The sequence below is a fragment of the Elizabethkingia argenteiflava genome (genome assembly GCF_009904105.1).
Classification (GTDB): domain Bacteria; phylum Bacteroidota; class Bacteroidia; order Flavobacteriales; family Weeksellaceae; genus Elizabethkingia; species Elizabethkingia argenteiflava.
In genome coordinates, this window is sequence record NZ_JAAABJ010000403.1 from 1 (window position 1) to 446 (window position 446).

At 26.5% G+C, this 446-nt stretch carries 1 protein-coding gene and 1 pseudogene; both read left to right on the forward strand.

The window, feature by feature from the left end:
• A pseudogene (locus GNY06_RS04780) lies at positions 1 to 248 on the forward strand (IS5 family transposase); the annotation flags it as partial.
• 97 nt (positions 249 to 345) lie between these two features.
• Positions 346 to 446 (forward strand): class I lanthipeptide (locus GNY06_RS15125; protein ID WP_212995066.1); only part of this gene is annotated, 101 nt, incomplete at its 3' end.

Here is a 446-nt window from a genome sequence, read left to right on the forward strand (position 1 = left end):
GACAAATGTTAGAAAAAGAAAAAATAATCGCCAATATTAAAACCAATCTCAGGAATAATAAAACAGCCAAGAATTATTATTATTTTGATGAAGAATTATATAAACGAAGGTTCAATATAGAGAAAGCGAATGCTTGGCGAGATAGTTTCAAAGCATTATTAATACGATTTGAAACTTCTGTAATAACATGGAATTCTTTGCATTATATTGCTTTTGTTATTTTGTTCCTCAGAAAACTAATAGTTTAAACAAGTTCAATAAGAATACATAAAACAGAATATTATACAAGAGGAACTATTAAAAAAAAATAAAAAACCCGATTTTAATTTTCAAAACTTAACACAGATGAAAAAAATCAAATTAACCAAAGGTCTACAAATCAACAAAGACCAAATTAGCAAATTACAAGAGCATCAGTTAAACAGTATAAAAGGCGGAAATAAGGC